We start from the raw sequence: 19265 nt of genomic DNA on the forward strand, positions 1-19265 counted from the left end.
TTCACTCAACTTTATCTATCATTTGCCGCATATCGCGGATTAAAGAGGCACCCGCAGCAGACGCGGAGAGACCTGCAACATAAGCTTCATAAATTTTATTAATTAGTGCTGCTCCAACAATAACACCATCAGCAAACTCTGCAACTCTTGCCGCCATTGCGGGTGTTTTAATACCAAATCCTACCATAAGAGGTAAATCAGTTTGCGATTTTCGCTGTTGATATCGTTCTCTTACTTGTTGTAAGTCAAAATCATCAGATCCTGTCACTCCCTTCAATGACACATAATAAAGATAGCCCTTACCGTAATTATTGATTAATTTCATGCGTTCGTCCGAAGTAGTCGGAGAACATAAATAAATACTGTATAGATTATTTGAGTCCCATATAGAAACAATCGACTCACTTTCTTCAGGCGGTAAATCCACCAGGATTGTTCCATCGACCCCGACTGCCTTTGCTCTTTTGGCGAAGCGTTCGTAGCCATATTGTTCAATCGGGTTTACATAACCCATTAATACGATGGGAGTATGCTGATCTGTCTTGCGAAAGGTTTCAATAAGCGAAAACACATCATCACAACTGATTCGATATTCCAAGGCTCGTTCCATTGCTGCCTGAATAACTGGACCCTCGGCCATTGGATCAGAAAAGGGAATGCCAATTTCTAAAATATTAGCACCAGCAGCAACCAGTTCATGCATTAAAGAAACGGTCATCTCCGGTTTAGGATCGCCGGCAGTAATGTATGGGCTCAGTACTTTTTTACCACTAGCTCGCAATTGTACCAATGTCTTATCAATTCGATTCATAATTTACCTTATAACACAGTACCCTCGTATTCGCTGTCTCTTTAAAACTATAAAGACTCAAGCGGGCTTAAGCATTTAATAAACTGATTACAAAGATAACCCATCAATTTGTGCTACTGTGTGGATATCTTTATCTCCACGTCCCGATAAATTGACGATAATTCTTTGTGAAGGCAACATTTTTTTGGCAAGTTTCATGGCATAGGCAACAGCATGACTTGACTCTAATGCAGGAATTATACCTTCTATCTGAGTTAACATGCGAAATGCATTAAGTGCTTCATCATCATTAATCGCCACATACTCAACACGTCCAGTGTCTTTTAGATAAGCATGTTCAGGCCCTACCCCAGGATAATCAAGACCTGCAGACACTGAATGCGTATCCTTGATTTGTCCTTGCTCATCACAGAGTAAATAAGTGCGATTTCCATGCAACACACCTGGCTTTCCAGCAATTAAAGAAGCTGCATGTTCACCTGTTTCAATGCCCTTTCCGCCGGCTTCTACTCCATAAATTGCTACAGTTTTGTCAGTTAAAAAAGCATGGAATAACCCAATCGCATTAGATCCTCCCCCTACACAAGCAACCAATGCATCGGGTAATTGAGCAGTGGCTTTAAGCATTTGTTCACGCGCTTCCTGACCAATAATTGCCTGAAAATCTCTCACCATTTGCGGATAAGGATGAGGACCTGCAACTGTACCAATGATATAGAAAGTATTGTCTATGTTACTAACCCAGTCTCGCATTGCTTCATTTAAAGCATCTTTTAGTGTTTTAGAACCTGCAGTTACCGGAACAACTTTAGCACCTAATAATTTCATGCGATAAACATTTATGGCTTGTCTTTTTATATCTTCAGCCCCCATGTAGACCACGCACTCCATATCGAGTTTGGCAGCTATCGTCGCCGAGGCAACACCGTGTTGACCTGCTCCTGTCTCAGCAATAATTCGTGTTTTTCCCATTCGCTTAGCAAGCAAACCCTGGCCAACGGTATTATTAATTTTATGAGCCCCGGTATGATTTAAATCTTCTCGTTTTAAATAAATCTGAGCTCCGCCAATCTTCGCACTCAAATGTTTAGCGTGATAAAGAGGTGATGGACGCCCTACATAGTCACGTAACTCAGCAGTTAACTCTGCTAAAAACTCAGGGTCTTGAGAATACTTCTGATAGGCTTCCTGTAATTGTTGTAACGCATGCATTAAGGTATCGGCTACAAACATGCCGCCATACTGGCCAAAATGGCCATGACTATCCGGGAGTTTAACTTTATTCATATTTACTACCCCATAATGCGCTAACGAATTGATTCATTTTGTCATAATCCTTGATACCAGGAGAGGATTCAATACCACTACAGACATCAACTGCATACAATAAATGCTTTTTAGTTGCATTCACAACATTCTCTGCATTTAAGCCACCTGCCAAAATTAGCGGTGTCTTTATATCATCAGGAATAATACTCCAATCAAACACTTTGCCTGTCCCACCATGAACACTTGACGGTGTATCCAGTAAAATAGCGGCGGCCTGAGAATGTTCTATACACATCGAAGTGATAAAATCTTTTGAAATAGCTTGTACTGCTTTGATGTAGGGCTTCTTAAACTGCGTACAAAATTCGGCGGATTCTTCACCATGAAACTGCAAATAGTCAATCGGTAGTTCTTTAATAATTTCATTAACCGATGCAACAGAAGGATTGACGACTACTGCAACTATATTCAGGAAAGCAGGTAGATTTTGTACGAGCTCTTTCGCCTGCTTTACAGAAACACAGCGGGGACTTTTTGGATAGAAAATAAGACCAATGGCATCAACCCCCAAAGCAGCCGCGTACGCAATATCCTGCTCTCGAGTCATACCACACATTTTCATCCGCAGTCGCTTTCCAATCAATTAACGCTCCCATAAAAATAAAGGCCCCGGACTTGCCTGAATTACACCAAACTCTTTGGGGTAGGTAACAGCTACCAAATATAAACCATAAGGAGGGGCTGTTTCGGCACCCAAGCGTCTATCTTTCGCCTGTAATACTTCTTTTACCCAGGTTACTGGTTTTTTACCAGAACCTACAGCAATCAACACCCCCGCAATATTTCTTACCATGTGGTGAAGAAAAGCATTTGCCGTAATATCAATCATCACCAAATCGCCAGTACGCGTTACCTGCAAATCATGCACATTACGCATGGGGGTATTAGACTGACATTCTATGGATCGAAATGAAGTATAGTCGTTTTCCCCCAACAAGCATTGACTTGCTTCTTGCATGGCATGATGATCGAGCTGGCGATATTGCCAGGTTACACTGCTACGCAAGAGCGCTGGTCGTATCGGAGAGTTGTAAATAATGTAACGATAACGTCGTGATGACGCTGAATACCGTGCATGAAAATTATCAGGCATCTCTCTTCCCCACCGGACACAGACATCTTTCGGTAGATAAGAATTAGCGCCATGAATCCATGAACGAATAGTTCGTTGTTTCTCACAATCAAAATGAATAATCTGGTTTGTGGCATGCACACCTGTATCGGTCCTGCCAGCGCAGACGACACTGACTTCACTGTCAGCGACCTTTGCTAAAGCAGCTTCCAAAACTTGCTGAACCGTATGCAGACCCGTTTGCGCTTGCCAGCCATGATACTGGCTACCATCGTATTCAACCCCTAAGGCAATACGCATGAGCATTTCCTGCTAAAAACGGCCAATGTATAACACCAAACCAAGTTTGTCTAGGGTATTGATGCAACAAATATAAAGTAGTTATTGCTTGTTAATCATTGCATTAATTAGTTTGCTATTTCATAATCCGTACAAACTTCTTACCCCTTGAAATATGACTGCAATTTTATTAGATGGCAATCTGGTTTCCTCTAAATTAAAACAGGAAATAAAACTCGCTGTTGCTGATATGGTTAGTGAGGGGAAAAGTGCACCTGGTCTTGCCGTCATTCTTGTAGGAAACGATGCAGCGTCCCAGATTTATGTGAATAACAAGCGAAAAGCCTGTTCGGAAATAGGTTTTAAATCTTATGCTTATGATTTACCTGCATCCACCACGGAAAAAGAATTATTAATCTTAATTGATAAATTAAATAATTCACCTGAAATTGATGGCATTTTAGTCCAACTTCCTTTACCTGAATCGATTGACCCCAATAAAGTTATCGAATGCATTAATCCCCACAAAGATATTGACGGTTTTCATCCCTACAATATGGGGCGTTTGACATTAAGAAATCCTTTATTAAGACCATGCACCCCGTATGGGATTATTAACCTATTGGACTATTATCAGATACCTATTGAAGGTAGACATACCGTTGTAATTGGTGCATCAAACATTGTGGGTCGTCCTATGGCAATGGAATTTCTTTTAGCCGCAGCAACCGTAACTATTTGCCATCGTTTTACTGAAGATCTTGAAAGACATGTTCGTAGTGCAGATATTTTGGTAGTAGCAACAGGTATTCCCGATGTAATTGACATTGAGTGGTTAAACTTGAAGCAAGTGATAGTTGACGTAGGTATACATCGTTTACCTAGTGGAAAATTAAGAGGTGATGTTGATTTTGAAAAGGCTAAGTTAAGAGTTGGCTGGATAACACCAGTCCCAGGAGGGGTCGGACCAATGACTATTACTGTCTTACTGCAGAATACACTATTTGCAGCAAGACATTTAAGAGGCTGTAGTTAACGATCTAATTCATCCCAATCGAATTCACCGTCCAATTCGTCTTCTAACTCTTCTCTTAAACGTTTACGCTCAAGTCTGTCTTCAAGCATTTTGCGTACTCGTTTTTTATGATCCAAGTTTTCAACTTTTTCTTCCTCATAGGAATAATCTGCAAAAGAATTGCTCTCTTCATATTCTCTAGGAAAGCCCATAATTGTCTCCATTGGTCCTTAAAAAACACAATTTAAGTATAGTGCATATATTTGGAGATATTTTTAACTCACTTTTCTGTAATAAGAAATCAAATGATTAGCTGGACTCTAGTTCATTCCTATGTATTTCGCTTTTATACCTGCTATCAATGGTGTGCTTTAGGTGAAGAGGAAATTCTAATGGATACTGCGCATAAAGCGCAGTACGTAGACCATCAAATGGTGTGATCATCCTCAGACTACTCCCTACTCCCTACTCCCTACTCCCTACTCCCTACTCCCTACTCCCTACTCCCTACTCCCTACTCCCTACTCCCTACTCCCTACTCCCTACTCCCTATTCCCTATTCCCTATTCCCTATTCCCTATTCCCTATTCCCTATTCCTCCTACTTACCGCGCTTTATGCGCGGTATCCATACTTTTAAAGTTAAAAATGCATTGAACCTTTCCATCTATGCGAAATGAACAATTAAAACTGGATAATTTTGATTGGATTACTTTATAGGAATGTTATACTTTCCCTTTTTTAATCAAGTCCTCTTATGCTTAGCTACCAACACGGATACCATGCCGGTAATTTTGCTGATGTTGTGAAACACGTCACGCTTTCTCGCATTCTTACTTACTTAGTGAAGAAAGAAAAACCGCTGTTTTATCTTGAAACCCATTCAGGTAAAGGACTTTATGATTTAAAGGATTCACAGGCTATAAAGACTGGAGAATCGCTTCAAGGCATCCAATTGCTTTGTCAACATAAAAATCAATTATCCCCTTTATTCTCACCCTACCTAAAATGTATCAACTCGATAAACACTACAGCAGGGCTTCGTTTCTACCCAGGCTCTCCTGCGATTGCTATTGAGCTTTTAAGACCTCAGGATCGTTTATATTGCTGTGAATTACATCCAAGAGAATTTGAACATCTTAAAACACTACTGCATCCAGAAAAGCGTGTTTTTTTCAGCCATAGTGATGGTATCGCGTCTTTAACTTCTTTATTACCTCCTCCCGAACGTCGAGGCATTATTTTTATCGATCCTTCTTATGAAATTAAAGATGAGTACAAAACTATTCCCAAGGCAATTAATTTAGCTTATCAACGGTTTTCAACCGGGACTTTTTGCCTATGGTATCCTTTAGTTGATAATTGGTTACATCAGCAGCTTTTAAGGGGTATGGAAAGTATTGGTGCAAAAAGTACCCTACGACTTGAATTTATTCACAGGGCAGAAGATGGGGCAGGGATGACAGGATGTGGATTATGGATTATCAATCCCCACTACACACTTGAAGAAGAAATGAAAACTATTCTTGAACAATTGAAGTCATTGTTTAACCCTGGCATTTCATCGTTTCTTGTTGATAGAAGAGAAATCTAATTTTTTGATAGCCGTAAATTTTTGTAACAAATAGCTCAAAAAAAATATTTTTAAATGTTACTTAATCTTTCATTAACCTCTCAAGAATAGGATTAGAACAATTTTTATTCGACAAGGTTTTATTATAATGAAATATGACGGCTCACTAACCTTTCTTGCGTCGCAACTAATCACAGAGAATGATAATGATCAAGTATTAACGCATGAAATCCCACAAATCACTGACTACAATAAGACAGAATTACTAAAACGTCTTCGCGTTTCAAAATTTAACTCAGCCAATTCAATGGATACACGTTGCACAGAATTAAGGAAAATTAGTGCTCAAATCAATTCTAATTCAGTGTCGTCTGTCTATTACCCGTATTGCGGGGCAGATGTCACTCATGTTTTCTTGCTATTCCCCTCTTGCACGACGGCAGTAGGATTTGGAAGAGATGAGTTCGGTGAAGTTGAAAATCTAAATTACTACAATGAAAACGATGATTTTATCTTAGCTCCAACAGGCCACTCTGGTGGTTTTGATTCTCATCAATATCATGAAGAGCAAGGGAGCAAATATCCTGACAATCAATATAAGGTTTGCCCCGATATTCTCTTACGAATTACTCAGACTTTGGGAGGAGAAGTTTTAAGTGTAGAGCGCAAACAACTGGGTGACACAGTAGAAGATAGTGTTCATGAGATTAAATTCTTACTCGACAACATTGAACGCAGTTTTATTTATGCCCAATATGAAATTAATTTTGCATTGATACTTCCCAGTAACAGTTCGCCAATAAGAGATTTCTTGGTTTCTCAAAATCCCGATGCTTTATTGCTTAAAGCAATTCCTGATGTTTTATTAGAGTATCCCGATGGTCTGGCAGTGACCAAGGCCTCCGTAACACAAGAATCACAAATCGTTTTATCCGATGCAAGAACGTATAATTGGCAAAAACGTTCTACTGAAAAACCACAACCACAGCCTGTTTTTTCAAATTCTGCTAAATTGCAATCCATCTCGCTCTATTTTACTTTTGGGTATGGAAGCGTTTTATTTATAGGCAATGGCGCCCAGTTAAAAGGCCATTCTAAAAACGAGACTGAAGTGCTGCCCGACGATCTACCCTGTCAGATTCCAACCTGTTCAACTCAAGATAACTTGGTAGAAGAACTTAAAGAAAATAAACCTGTACTCCCGCCAACGACCAAGTCGGAATTACCATTAACCAACACAATGTCGAATAGAGATGCGTTTTTTTCGCCTCTAAAATTTTGGCGTGAAAAATTTAAACGAAGTAAAAGCATTCCTAAAGTCATTCCCTCCTCAGAAGGAAGTTCCTATAATCCGTAAAAGATTTCTAAGTCGTACAAGGAGTTAAAATGAAAGTACAACCCGTTGCTGCCTTTAATGATAATTATATATGGATGATTATTGATGAGAGGAAGGCAGCAGCACTCTGTGTAGATCCAGGTGATGCCCAACCGGTTATTAATTTTTTAACCAGCCAGTCTCTACAACTTCAGGCCATTCTTTTAACGCATCATCATCATGATCATATTGGAGGAGTGTTGGACTTAACCCAAATCTATCCTGACATTCCTGTTTATGGTCCCGAGGACCCTCGTATTCCTTTTGTCACCCATACACTTAAACCAGATACCGTCTTATCGTTAACACCCTATAATTTTAAAATTTTAGGTACTCCTGGCCATACCTCAACACATATCAGTCTTTTTGAACCCACTTATCAATGGCTATTTTGTGGCGATACGCTTTTTTCGGCAGGTTGTGGTCGTGTTTTTGATGGAACAATTGAAGAGTTATTTTCCTCGCTGCAAAAAATAAGAGCATTGCCGGAGGAGACAAAAGTATTTTGTGCGCATGAATACACGAGACAAAACCTTCGTTTTGCAAACCTTGTAGAGCCCAGTAACCTTGCCGTAAAAGATTATAGTGATGAACTTCGTAAAAATGATCGTTGCTCATTACCATCAACAATTGGATTAGAGAAAAAAATTAACCCTTTTTTACGAACTGACACTCAAAATTTTACAGATTATGCACATCAAAGAGCGAATAACAGTCGTGACCCTTTTATAATTTTTAAACAATTGAGAGCGGATAAAAACAATTTCTCTTAACAAAACGATCTAATTTAAATCTTTTAGACCATAAGAAATACAAAAAGGGTTTATTGCTTGGATTTTATTTAGTACACTGGTCAGCCTTTTAATTGGTAATAGGCTGACAGATTGAAGTTTAGACCAAGAATATTTATTTTAATCCTTTTATTATCAATCTCTTCCGTATTTTTAAATGTTGCACAGGCTACTCAAACAGTCTGGGACGTCTTGCGCAGCCAATTCAGCTTAAATCACGAAACTACGCAACCAGAAGTGCAAACTCAGCTTCGTTGGCTAGTCTCGCATCCTAGCTATTTAAATAAATTAGCTCGTTCCGAGCCCTATATTTACCACATAGTTACCGAAATCAAGAAAAGACATATACCGGGTGAAATTGCCCTATTACCCATGATTGAAAGTGCTTATGACCCTTTTGCCTATTCTGGCGCTGGAGCCGCAGGTCTATGGCAACTAATGCCTGGTACAGGGAATAATTTAGGCTTAAAACAGGATTGGTGGTTTGATGGTCGTCGCAGTATCCGCCCGTCGACTGATGCTGCACTGAATTATTTAACCTATCTAAATAAATACTTTCATGGAAACTGGATTCTGGCGATTGCCGCTTATGACTCTGGCGAAGGAACTGTTTCTCGAGCGATTAAAAACAGTGGACAATCAAGAAACATCAGCTTTTGGTCTTTACCCTTGCCCGCAGAAACTCGCGCATATGTTCCAAGACTTCTAGCACTCGCTGAAATTATTAAATACCCGCAGCGTTATAGAATTACCCTGCCAGAGATACCTCATGTTCCTTACTTTGAAGAAGTTAATATTGGCAGTCAAATTGATTTAAATCATGCCGCGAAACTTGCCGGTATTTCATATAAAGATCTTATTAAATTAAACCCAGGCTTTAATCGTTGGGCAACTGCACCCTACAAACCATTCAAACTACTTATCCCGGCCAATAAGGTTGAAAAATTTAATCGTAATCTTGCAAGTGTTCCGGAAGAAAAAAGAGTCAGCTGGAGTCGTTATCAAGTGCGTCCTGGTGATGATTTGAATTCTATTGCACGTCGAAATTTCACCACTGTAAAATTATTAAGAGAGCTTAATCAATTAAAATCCGACAAACTGCGTAGTGGCCAATATGTACTAATACCAAGTACAAAAAATGCGCCTGTTGCAGCACTTCCCAAACCGACTATGCTTGCAGTTAAGGACCAGCCAGCAACCACACAAAGCTATAAAGTTCTGCATATTGTACAACGTAATGAAACCTATTCAATGCTGGAAAAGAAATACAACGTATCCACTGCAGAAATAAGAAAATGGAATCAAATCAATAACACACAACCGTTAAAACCTGGACAACAATTAACAATATGGAAACGCACAGTCAAGTATGGGGTTTATATTGTTAAAGCAGGGGATAACTTAAGTAGTATTGCCAAACGAAATAATACAAAGGTATCTACGCTGGCCAAATTAAACCCTGGGCTCAATAAAAAGCTACTTCATCCAGGTCAACAATTGGTAATAGGTTAAAAGCCCTCGTGTGTAAGCAAAAACCATGCAAATTTATGTTGTCTTGCGTGAGAGAGTTTGAAATCGTGTGATATACTTAACTAAGTATTAAATTTCAATAGCTACTATGAAACTACTCTTTGATTTTTTTCCAATTTTACTTTTTTTTATTAGTTATAAATTATTTGGCATTTACAATGCCACCGCAGTAGCTATGGCTGCATCGTTATTCCAGGTTATCTTCCACAGACTCAAGCATCAACGCTATGAAAAAATTCATTTGATAAGTCTGGCAATCATCTTTGTTTTAGGGGGAGCAACGTTATTTTTTCATAATCCCTGGTTCATTAAATGGAAACCTACTGGTATTTATTGGCTAACGTCCTTAGTGTTTCTTCTTTCCCCTATTGTCAGCAATAAACCCCTTATTCAAAAAATGATGGAAGGGAATATAAATTTACCATTAAAAATCTGGTATCGTTTAAATTATGCATGGGCCTTATTTTTTGTTTTAATGGGTAGTGTTAATCTTTATGTAGCGTACTATTATAGTACCGACATTTGGGTTAATTTTAAGTTATTTGGTGGGGCTGGTTTTACATTGCTATTTGTCTTTCTTCAGGCAATTTACTTAACCAGACATTTAATTGAAAAAGATGTTGAACAACAACCCTCTAGTGATTCCCGCTAGGGAATAACCTAAATAGGAGCAAGAATGCGATTGCTACTGGTTGAAGATGATGAGTTACTTGGTGATGCAGTCAAAGCAGGTCTCACACAGTTCGGATACGTTGTTGATTGGCTAAAAGACGGGGAAGCAGCACGTGCTGCAGTAAAATCAGAATCTTTTGAATTAATTATTCTTGATCTAGGTTTACCCAAACTTTCAGGTTTAGGTTTCCTGCAAGCAATCCGCCACGATGGAAACGCGACGCCTGTTATCATTCTTACCGCTCGTGAATCTGTGGAGGATCGAGTAAAAGGTTTGGATAGTGGTGCTGACGATTATCTTACCAAACCCTTTGATTTAAATGAGTTGAGTGCCCGAGTTCGCGCACTCGTTAGACGTTCTTCAGGACGTGCCGATGCCGTCTTACAATATCGTAACGTTACTCTTGATCCAGCAGCCCACTCTGTCTATGTGGATGGTGTCATGGTTAATGTGCCGCGTAGAGAGTTTGCATTGCTACAAAAACTGCTCGAAAACAGTGGCCAAGTCTTGTCACGAGAGCAGCTTATGCAAAGTATTTACGGCTGGGATGAAGATGTGGACTCCAATGCTCTTGAAGTACACATCCATAACCTACGCAAAAAACTCAATGCCAATTTTATCCGCACAATTCGCGGCGTAGGATATATGGCAGAAAAAAATGAGAGTAATTAAGTATTGTGAAATCGTCTATACGCAAGTTTTTGCTAATCAATTTATTATTAGCAATAACAATCACAACAACCTTAACTGCGATAGGTAATTACTATCTAGACCAAAAAGATATCCAAGAGCATCTTGATACTTTAATGGCTATCTCAGCCCTTTCCTATCAAGCATTGTTGGGAGACGATTTGCATCAACGTCCTCTAGGAAAAATTCAGGATGCTCTTGAAATTATCCCACAAAAAATTGATAACTATTATCAAAGACGCTTTTTAAATGATCTACCGCCTAAAAGCTACCTTGATAAATTTAATTTCCAGGTATGGACAAACGGAGGGAAACTATTACTTCATTCTCCTACAGCGCCTAAAATTCCACTGACTGCCGAAATTGATGGCTTCAGCGATAAAATAGTATCTAATCAAAAATGGCGGGTGTTTACAACCTACAATGAACAAGCTGGAGTGCGCACAGTCTTGGCTGAGCGTTATGATACTCGTAATGAATTAGGCCATCGTATTGCCCAAGATGACCTCTACATTATGTTATTAACATTCCCTCTGTCAGGCTTGCTAATCTGGATTATCATTGGTCGAGGTTTAGATAGTCTTGACCGTGTGGCACAAGAGGTAGCAAACCGGGCGCCAACACATCTCGAACCTGTGGATTTACAAGAAGTACCAGAGGAAATTAAACCTGTTATTGATGAATTAAATAAACTTTTTTATCGCCTAAAAGAAGGTTTTGAACGCGAAAAACGCTTCGCTGCAGATGCCGCCCATGAATTAAGAACACCCCTTGCAGCCTTAAAAGCACAAGCTCAGGTTGCACTGAATACCAATAACATTGACGAGAAAAATCAGGCTTTGCAAAAGCTTATTGCCAGTGTAAATCGCAGCACTCACATCGTTCAGCAATTGCTTACTATGAGCAAGCTTGTTCCTGAGGCCGCCAACATTAATGACATTGATGAAGTCAATCTTGTTAAAATCACCCGTGAAGTTCTTGCCATGTTGGCTCCTAGTGCCGTAGAGAAGCAAATCGAACTGGAATTCGAACACGATGAACATTTACCTTTGTTTGCTGGTAACCCGACAGCGTTAAGCATTTTAATCCGTAATTTGGTAGATAATGCCATTCGTTATTGCAAAGAAAACGGCAAAGTTTCTGTGCGTGTATATGCCCAAAATAAAGAATTGATCCTCGAGGTCCGTGATAATGGCCCAGGTATACCTGATGAGCTTCAGGGCCGGGTATTTGAACGGTTTTTCCGTGTTTTAGGTAATAAGAGTCCTGGTAGCGGCTTGGGGTTGGCGATTGTTCGACAAATCACCGATCTTCATAATGGCCGAGTTGAACTCGCATCCCCTAGCGAAGGCACTGGACTTATTGTACGCGTTTATTTTCCTACTAAAGAAGTACAACCGTCCAGTTAATCGCGTCATGCTAATGGTAGGTGGGGTGGTTTGCCCCCGAAGCCAATTCGCACTCGCTGATTTTAGTAATTATTAATCATGCACAGTGATAATGACTTGAATATGATTTGGAGGGAGTTAACAGTTAGATTTGTTGGGTTAAATGACCCACCCTACTTCTCTCATTGCAAACATGATTCCTCGGCCATTGCGAGTAAATTTCTCGTGATTGCGAGAACCAGACTACTATCTACTAGCCAATAACTGTAATGCCTGGCGAATCAGTTGTTCGCAACTTTTATTTCCATCATCAATTTTTTTGACAACTTTGACTGCCTCTTGCTGTTTATATCCCAAAGCTTCCAGAGCACTGATAGCTTCGCTTTGTTCTTGTTTTAGCAAGGGCTGTTGTAGAGAATAATTTACATCTACTTGTGAAGAAAATTGCTTAATGCTATCCCGCATTTCAATTAATAAACGTTCAGCAGTTTTTTTACCTATGCCTGGAAGTTTTGTTAAAAGAGGGGCATTTTGTTCCTCAATACATCGGATAAATTCGTGGGGTGTAATGCTGGATAAGATTGCTATTGCTATTTTTGGTCCAATTCCATTTACTTTAATTAATGCCCTGAATAAAGTTCTTTCCTGTTTGTCTAAAAAACCAAACAGCTGTAAGGCATCTTCGCGAACGACGGTATGAATATGCAATCCTATTGTACCGGGTTGAGTTTCCAACTGGAAAAAAGTGTGTAATGACGTTTCCACATCATATCCGACACCATTGACATCAACTACCAATTTTCCGGGTTGATGTTTATCTACAATTTGTCCATTCAACCAACCAATCATCGTGCCCGTCTCCTCAAGTTCTGTGAACGCTGGATAAGTGATAAATTATGACGCATATGACTATGGCAGATTGCAATCGCTAAAGCATCAGCAGCATCACTTTGGGGCGCACTATTTAGCATCAGTAATTTGACCACCATATGCTTCACCTGCTCCTTTTGAGCAGCACCATAACCTACTACAGATTGCTTAATTTCACGAGGCGAATACTCACTAATCCTTTTGCGATGTGACGCCGCAGCAACCATGGCCACCCCTCGCGCATGGCCTAATTTCAGAGCGGAACTAGGGTTTTGATGCATGAAGACTTGTTCAATTGCAACCTCATCAGGATTATAGTCATCCATCAGTTGGCAGATACCATCAAAAATTTGCAAAAGTCGCTGACTTAATTCCCCATCTGATGTGCGGATGCAGCCACTATCAATATATCGAATGTTGCGTCCTTCTTCCTTAATGACCCCATAGCCTGTCACACGAGAACCGGGGTCAATGCCTAGGATGATACTCATTAGGCAGTTTCAAATAGAGTCTCAGGGAGTTCAGCATTACTATGAACTTCCTGAACATCATCCAAGTCTTCCAACATATCAATCAGCTTCATTAAACTTTCAGCAGTCTCTTTATCCAAAGCAACAGTCGTTTGCGCGCGCATGGTCAAGTGGGATTGCTCCACTTCATAACCAGCGCCTTGGATAGCCGCTAAAACGGTATGATAATTATCGTCGGCAGTAATAATTTCGATTTGATTATCCTCAACCACAACATCTTCTGCCCCAGCTTCTATGGCTGCCTCCATAGCGCTTTCTTCCGATTGTCCCGCGGCAAGAAGAATTTCACCCTGTTTGGTAAATAGATAAGATACGGAACCATCTGTACCTAAATTTCCACCATGTTTTGTAAAAGCATGTCTTACATCAGAGACTGTCCGATTTTTATTATCGGATAAACAGTCAACGAGAATAGCAACTCCGCCAGGACCATATCCTTCATAGCGCATTTCTATCATGTTCGCGCCATCAAGACCACCTGCCCCACGCTTAATAGCATTATCAATCGTGTCGCGCTTCATATTCGCTTTTAAAGCTTTACTAACTGCATCACGTAACCGAGGATTTGATGACTCCTCTGCTCCACCCATTCTTGCTGAAACAGTTATTTCTCGAATCAGTTTTGTGAAAATTTTACCACGTTTGGCATCTTGAGCACCTTTACGGAATTTGATATTAGCCCATTTACTATGTCCTGCCATGACTACACCTCAATAACGAACTTAATCTTCATAGACTCCTATAAGAGCAATATGGGAACTATGCGTCCAATTAATACAACAAATAATTAAGTATACATCGTCTTATTCTTAAAAAGAACTGATGCTTAAACAAGCTCGACATTTTTTACTTTTTCAAGCTATTCTAGTGCGTTTATTTTTGAAGGGAGACAATGGTGTATTTAGCAGGATTCGGTAATTACCATCAAACAGAAGCTATTCCAGGTGCCCTGCCTCAGGATCAAAACTCTCCACAGCAATGTGCATTTGGTCTTTATGCAGAACAATTGAGCGGGAGTGCTTTCACGCGACCAAGACACAGCAATTTACGCAGTTGGTTATATCGTACTCTTCCTTCGGTGGTCCATGCCGATTACAAACCTTACGAAAAATCGTTCGTAATCAATTATGCACACATGCAGCCCCCCAATCCCATGCGTTGGGCTCCTCTACCTGCGCTGTCTGTTGCAAAAGATTTTATTGATGGCTTATTTTATATCGCTGGAAACACCACAATGAATGCATTTATTTATCAATGCAATCAAGCTATGGAAAAACGTTATTTTAGTAACAGCGATGGCGAAATGTTATTAGTTCCTTATGCCGGTGAACTGGCTATACACACTGAGTTTGGTCAATTAACAATTGTCCCTGGTAAAATAGCTGTTATCCCACGTGGTGTCACATTCAGAGCAGACCCTGGTTCAAATTTTGCAGCCGGCTATATCTGTGAAAATATGGGAAGTCCTTTTGTTCTACCCCAACTAGGGCCAATTGGTTCAAATGGATTAGCCAATCCACGACATTTTTTATACCCCAAAGCCAGCTTTGAAACGATTCAAGATGAGGTTCAGCTATTCTGCAAATATCAACAAAAACTTTGGGTAGCAAAATCAAATCATTCACCTTTAAACGTCGTTGCCTGGCATGGAAACTATGCGCCCTATAGTTATGATTTAGGACTATTCAATACCATCAATACCGTAAGTTTTGATCATCCAGACCCATCAATTTTTACTGTCTTAACATCAGAAAGTGATACTCCTGGGGTAGCCAATCTGGATTTTGTTATTTTTCCTCCACGCTGGATGGTGGCGGAACACACCTTTAGGCCCCCCTATTTTCACCGTAATATCATGAGTGAAATGATGGGACTTATTACAGGTGAATATGATGCTAAAAAAGAAGGATTTTTACCCGGTGGAGTTAGTATTCATAACTGTATGTCTGCACATGGACCGGACGCTGATACCTATCAAAATGTTCTTGATGAAGAACTAAAACCCACCCGCTACCAAGATACTATGGCATTTATGTTTGAAGCCAAAAATCCCTGGCTAGTAAGTGAGCAAGCTTTGTCCCATTCGACTAGAGAGGAAAACTATTCGGATTGTTGGCAACATTTACCTTGCAATTTTAATAAATCCTAGATTAAATCACATAATCGATGTCGCAAAAAAATCTTTTTATTTTCAAGGAGGAACTCGATGAATTTTATTTTTACTAAATCTATTCTAGCCGCCATTCTTTTAGGTATACCGTTGTTCGGCAATGCAACATCTGGTGATGTCCCTGCATCCACTGATACATCCCAGACCAGCTTTCAATCGAGTTGTGTAGGTTCCTGGATGAAGCGAATCGATGATATAAAAGATAAAATTGATTATAAAAATTTTGGTGAGAAATATTGCGAATGTGCAGCTCAACAACCTCTAGATACGCAAGAGGCTATTAATAAGACGATGCAACTTTGTATGTCACAAACACTTTTACAAGACACGATGGATTCTCTTGAAAATGAGGTTGGTTTGGAAAAGGCCACGGACAGTGATGTTAATGAATATTGTCAAGATAGATTTTCTTTAGTATTCCCTCAAATGGGTGATAAAGATAAGCAAGCGGCCGAGAGTTATTGTAGTTGCGCCAAGCCTAAGCTCGCAGCATTGTTAAAAACCGCCGACGACATGACAGACAAACAATATAGTGATGAAATTAAAAACATTGCTGCTACTTGTTCTGCAAACGTACAAGACAACAAAACACCTGCAGATACTAATGCATCTACACCAAAAGAGTCTGACAAAGCATCTAATCAAACGAAAGACTCTAATGAAGAAGAGGACGGTGAGGAAGATTCTGATTCAGAAAGCGAAGAATAATCCGTCCCTCAGCTGAGCTATTGATCCCAAGCCCTCAGCTGAGCATTTCTTCTACGTACCTTAGAGGCACCTCCTCTCTACGTACCTTAGAGGCACCTCCTCTCTACGTACCTCGGCTTGTCCGAGGTATCCAGAAGGACACTCAATCAGGTGCAAATTTTTTCGTGACTCACTCCATTAGCAATTTTCGAAGTTGAAGTTTAATTTGAATATCTTCTGGATGCCTCGGACAAGCCGAGGCACGTAGGGAGAGAAGACAGCGAGAAAATAATCTATCCTAACAATAAGTTCCTCAGCTGAGCTTTTAACTCACAAACACCCTCAGGGAAGTTACTCCTCCTAACTCCTTTCCGGATAACTACTCCAGATCAATCCACTATCCCTCAAGCGAGTGGGCAATTTACATGCAACCAAGAGTCATGGAGTAATCCAGCCTTTGTGCTGAATTACTCTATTGTTAAACCTACGATGACGGCCTGGAATAATTTAATGACAGCCGGATTATGACATTATGCTTAATCCGGCAATAAGAAGTTTTAAAACAGATCTTCCTGAGTTAAACCAACACGCTCGAGCAATGATCGTAAGGTTTTTAATGCTTCAACTTGAATTTGTCTCACACGTTCGCGTGTTAAATTAATTTCTTTACCAACATCTTCTAGCGTCGCTTTTTCAAATCCACGCAATCCAAAGCGACGAGCAATAACCTGCTGTTGATTTTCTGTCAATTTATCGAGAAGTGATTCAATATGCGTACGTAAATTCTCATCGGTCAATAATTCTGCCGGGTTCATACTGTTTTCATCAGCGATAGTATCCAGTAATGACTTATTTTCATCATAACCAATGGGTGTATCTACTGAAGCGACTTTATCATTTAACCCCAGCAATTTTTCAACATCTTCCAGCGGTTTATCCACCATTTCTGCTATTTCTTCTGCTGAAGGCTCATGATCGAGTTTTTGTGTTAATTGGCGAGCAGCTCTAAGATACACATTAAGCTCTTTAACGACATGAATCGGCAAGCGAATCGTTCTTGTCTGATTCATAATAGCGCGCTCTATTGTCTGCCTTATCCACCAGGTAGCATAGGTAGAAAAACGGAAACCTCTGTCTGGATCAAATTTCTCAACAGATTTCATCAAGCCCAAATTTCCTTCCTCGATTAAATCCAATAATGGCAACCCGCGGTTGAGGTAACGACGTGCTATCTTAACGACCAAACGCAAGTTGGACTCAATCATTTTTTTACGTGAAGCCGCGTCCCCTTTCAGAGCACGCTTAGCATAATAAACCTCTTCCTCCGCAGACAGTAATGGTGAGAAACCTATTTCGCTTAAATAGATCTGTGTAGCATCCATTATTTTTGCAGCTTGTCTGCCACGCTGAAAGCTGGGAAATGCCTCTTCGTCACTAAAATCAGGCAGCTCTTCATCTTCTTCAAGAGTGGCGAGCTCATCATCGCTTATCAAAGTCTCCTCATCCTGTTCAGGAGACTCTTCCCAACCTTCTTCTGGGACTTGATCAGCTTTTATTGATTCATCTTCTGGTTGCATCATATCACCTATGTGTTTATATCCGTTTAAGAAAAAACACCCTTTTAATGACTTCTTTGGCAACATTAGTCAGTTTTTAACCCCTCAAATAACTTAAAGGGTTTACTGGCTTACCTGCCCTTCTGATTTCAAAATGCACACCCCAAAACCGTCTATCAATAACACCCATTTCGGCAATAACTTGTCCGGCTTTAACTTTTTGTCCTTCTGTTACTAAATTACGCAAATTATTACCATATGCTGTCAGAAACTGATTATTATGTTTAATGATAATCAGATTTCCGTAGCCTGACAGGCCACTTCCAGAGTAAGCGACTACTCCACCCGAAGCAGCTCTTATCTTCTCTCCTTTTTTACCAGCAATATCTATGCCCTTTTTACCTTGCTGCGGAACAAACCCAGTGGCTACACGGCCATTCACCGGCCAAACCCAATTCTGATTTGCAATTAATGGAGTCCACCTGCTTCGAGGGGCAATTTTTGGAGATTCTCTTCTAATTGTAGTTCTTTTTGTCACATATGATGATTTTCTTACTACGGCAGGTCTTGAAGAAAAAGAATGAGTGGGAGCAGGAGCAGCACCAATACGCAATACTTGTCCGACTCTTAATGTATAAGGACTAGGTAGTTTGTTGTAAGCTGCAAGCGCTCTAAAATCAGTGTCATACCGGAATGCTATAGAATATAAAGTATCACCACGCCTCACTACATAAGCAGCTTGCTGACCACGCATGGGGCGCCATTTTAATTCCTCAACGGGCGCTAAAGTCGTTCTTGACTCACAGCCACCGAGCAATAAAAGCAACAGTAATACACATAGTCTGCACATATTTGCCTTGTCGAAATAGCTACACAACATACATTGGACTCCTACAGTTCCATGCATACCAGTCATCAAAGCCTCTG

At 40.1% G+C, this 19265-nt stretch carries 21 protein-coding genes; 11 read left to right on the forward strand and 10 right to left on the reverse strand.

Going from position 1 to position 19265, the window contains the following annotated elements; genetic code table 11:
- Position 1: 1 nt before the first annotated feature.
- From trpA to truA, 4 genes are all read right to left on the reverse strand, one after another.
- The gene (gene trpA, locus LHA_RS08900) at positions 2-811 is read right to left on the reverse strand and encodes a tryptophan synthase subunit alpha (protein WP_045106232.1); all 810 of its coding nucleotides are present in this window, start codon (positions 809-811) and stop codon (positions 2-4) included.
- 87 nt (positions 812-898) lie between these two features.
- On the reverse strand, positions 899-2098 hold the full coding sequence (trpB, locus tag LHA_RS08905) for a tryptophan synthase subunit beta (protein ID WP_045106233.1): 1200 nt from the start codon (positions 2096-2098) through the stop codon (positions 899-901).
- Positions 2091-2702 carry a phosphoribosylanthranilate isomerase gene (locus LHA_RS08910; RefSeq protein WP_370447945.1) on the reverse strand — a complete coding sequence of 204 codons (612 nt, stop codon included), beginning with the start codon at positions 2700-2702 and terminating at the stop codon, positions 2091-2093. Before LHA_RS08910 ends, trpB begins: the two co-directional genes overlap by 8 nt.
- A 21-nt stretch (positions 2703-2723) precedes the next feature.
- Positions 2724-3512, reverse strand: a complete 789-nt coding sequence (gene truA, locus LHA_RS08915) for a tRNA pseudouridine(38-40) synthase TruA (protein WP_045106234.1) — start codon at positions 3510-3512, stop codon at positions 2724-2726.
- A gap of 154 nt (positions 3513-3666) precedes the next feature.
- Here truA and folD point away from each other — a divergent pair, with 154 nt between their 5' ends.
- Positions 3667-4527 (forward strand): bifunctional methylenetetrahydrofolate dehydrogenase/methenyltetrahydrofolate cyclohydrolase FolD, encoded by an 861-nt coding sequence (gene folD, locus LHA_RS08920; RefSeq protein ID WP_045106235.1) that lies wholly within the window; start codon positions 3667-3669, stop codon positions 4525-4527.
- Here folD and LHA_RS08925 read toward each other — a convergent pair.
- Positions 4524-4718 carry a PA3496 family putative envelope integrity protein gene (locus tag LHA_RS08925; RefSeq protein ID WP_045106236.1) on the reverse strand — a complete coding sequence of 65 codons (195 nt, stop codon included), beginning with the start codon at positions 4716-4718 and terminating at the stop codon, positions 4524-4526. The genes folD and LHA_RS08925 overlap by 4 nt on opposite strands.
- A 93-nt stretch (positions 4719-4811) precedes the next feature.
- On the opposite strand from LHA_RS08925, the gene LHA_RS17515 reads away from it, so the two are divergent.
- From LHA_RS17515 to LHA_RS08960, 8 genes are all read left to right on the forward strand, one after another.
- Complete coding sequence (locus tag LHA_RS17515) at positions 4812-4946, forward strand: hypothetical protein (protein WP_256597148.1); 135 nt, start codon at positions 4812-4814, stop codon at positions 4944-4946.
- Positions 4947-5262: 316 nt separating this feature from the next.
- Positions 5263-6099, forward strand: coding sequence for a 23S rRNA (adenine(2030)-N(6))-methyltransferase RlmJ (locus LHA_RS08930; RefSeq protein WP_045106237.1), 837 nt, complete (start codon positions 5263-5265; stop codon positions 6097-6099).
- Between the two features lie 127 nt (positions 6100-6226).
- A complete protein-coding gene (locus LHA_RS08935; RefSeq protein WP_045106238.1) occupies positions 6227-7435 on the forward strand; it encodes a hypothetical protein in 1209 nt (402 codons plus the stop codon).
- A 29-nt stretch (positions 7436-7464) separates the two neighbouring features.
- Positions 7465-8226 carry a hydroxyacylglutathione hydrolase gene (gloB, locus tag LHA_RS08940; protein WP_045106239.1) on the forward strand — a complete coding sequence of 254 codons (762 nt, stop codon included), beginning with the start codon at positions 7465-7467 and terminating at the stop codon, positions 8224-8226.
- A 111-nt stretch (positions 8227-8337) separates the two neighbouring features.
- A complete protein-coding gene (locus LHA_RS08945; RefSeq protein WP_052673654.1) occupies positions 8338-9756 on the forward strand; it encodes a lytic transglycosylase in 1419 nt (472 codons plus the stop codon).
- A 106-nt stretch (positions 9757-9862) separates the two neighbouring features.
- The gene (locus tag LHA_RS08950) at positions 9863-10426 is read left to right on the forward strand and encodes a septation protein A (RefSeq protein ID WP_045106240.1); all 564 of its coding nucleotides are present in this window, start codon (positions 9863-9865) and stop codon (positions 10424-10426) included.
- A 24-nt stretch (positions 10427-10450) separates the two neighbouring features.
- On the forward strand, positions 10451-11119 hold the full coding sequence (locus tag LHA_RS08955; protein WP_045106241.1) for a response regulator: 669 nt from the start codon (positions 10451-10453) through the stop codon (positions 11117-11119).
- Between the two features lie 5 nt (positions 11120-11124).
- Entirely contained in the window at positions 11125-12546 is a 1422-nt protein-coding gene (locus LHA_RS08960; protein WP_045106242.1) for an ATP-binding protein, read from the forward strand.
- Between the two features lie 225 nt (positions 12547-12771).
- On the opposite strand, the gene ruvA is transcribed toward LHA_RS08960, so the two are convergent.
- The 3 genes from ruvA to LHA_RS08975 are packed head-to-tail and all read right to left on the reverse strand — an operon-like array spanning position 12772 to position 14626.
- Positions 12772-13374 carry a Holliday junction branch migration protein RuvA gene (gene ruvA / locus LHA_RS08965; RefSeq protein ID WP_045106243.1) on the reverse strand — a complete coding sequence of 201 codons (603 nt, stop codon included), beginning with the start codon at positions 13372-13374 and terminating at the stop codon, positions 12772-12774.
- A complete protein-coding gene (ruvC, locus tag LHA_RS08970) occupies positions 13371-13886 on the reverse strand; it encodes a crossover junction endodeoxyribonuclease RuvC (protein ID WP_045106244.1) in 516 nt (171 codons plus the stop codon). The genes ruvA and ruvC overlap by 4 nt, the downstream gene beginning before the upstream one ends.
- The gene (locus LHA_RS08975) at positions 13886-14626 is read right to left on the reverse strand and encodes a YebC/PmpR family DNA-binding transcriptional regulator (protein WP_045106245.1); all 741 of its coding nucleotides are present in this window, start codon (positions 14624-14626) and stop codon (positions 13886-13888) included. Before LHA_RS08975 ends, ruvC begins: the two co-directional genes overlap by 1 nt.
- A gap of 194 nt (positions 14627-14820) precedes the next feature.
- Here LHA_RS08975 and hmgA point away from each other — a divergent pair, with 194 nt between their 5' ends.
- Together hmgA and LHA_RS08985 are read left to right on the forward strand one after the other, a co-directional pair.
- On the forward strand, positions 14821-16074 hold the full coding sequence (hmgA, locus tag LHA_RS08980; protein ID WP_045106246.1) for a homogentisate 1,2-dioxygenase: 1254 nt from the start codon (positions 14821-14823) through the stop codon (positions 16072-16074).
- Positions 16075-16131: 57 nt separating this feature from the next.
- Positions 16132-16803, forward strand: coding sequence for a hypothetical protein (locus LHA_RS08985; RefSeq protein WP_065238340.1), 672 nt, complete (start codon positions 16132-16134; stop codon positions 16801-16803).
- A 536-nt stretch (positions 16804-17339) separates the two neighbouring features.
- Here LHA_RS08985 and rpoS read toward each other — a convergent pair.
- Both rpoS and LHA_RS08995 read right to left on the reverse strand, forming a co-directional pair.
- A complete protein-coding gene (gene rpoS / locus LHA_RS08990) occupies positions 17340-18359 on the reverse strand; it encodes an RNA polymerase sigma factor RpoS (RefSeq protein ID WP_045106247.1) in 1020 nt (339 codons plus the stop codon).
- Positions 18360-18435: 76 nt separating this feature from the next.
- On the reverse strand, positions 18436-19218 hold the full coding sequence (locus tag LHA_RS08995; RefSeq protein WP_045106248.1) for a peptidoglycan DD-metalloendopeptidase family protein: 783 nt from the start codon (positions 19216-19218) through the stop codon (positions 18436-18438).
- Positions 19219-19265: the final 47 nt, after the last annotated feature.

Source organism: Legionella hackeliae (assembly GCF_000953655.1).
GTDB classification, from domain to species: Bacteria; Pseudomonadota; Gammaproteobacteria; order Legionellales; family Legionellaceae; genus Tatlockia; species Tatlockia hackeliae.